This window comes from Kamptonema formosum PCC 10802 (assembly GCF_000332335.1).
GTDB lineage: Bacteria > Cyanobacteriota > Cyanobacteriia > Cyanobacteriales > Oscillatoriaceae > Oscillatoria.
The window spans coordinates 252,525-252,800 of sequence record NZ_KB235948.1; the positions used below are offsets into that span (position 1 = coordinate 252,525).

The window sequence follows — 276 nt, forward strand, 5'->3', positions numbered from 1 at the left end:
CTTTATGCAACGATTCACCGGACGCCAAATCCCCCGTCCACACCGCCTTCGTTGCGAGAAGCCGTGCGCATGATTGCGCAACTTGGAGGCTTTTTGGGTCGTAAGGGTGATGGAGAACCGGGAGTCAAGACAATTTGGCGTGGGCTGTGTAGACTCCATGATATTGCCTCTACTTGGCAACTGAGGGACTCTGGCCACCCCAAAGAGGTGATGGACTTCCAAATGGGCTATACATAAATCTTCATTAAGAAAGATGTGGGTAATGGATAGCCTTTT

At 50.4% G+C, this 276-nt stretch carries 1 protein-coding gene; it reads left to right on the forward strand.

Annotated elements, in window-relative coordinates; genetic code table 11:
- Positions 1-237 (forward strand): IS4 family transposase (locus OSC10802_RS53925; protein ID WP_304412223.1); only part of this gene is annotated, 237 nt, incomplete at its 5' end.
- Between the last annotated feature and the right edge of the window lie 39 nt (positions 238-276).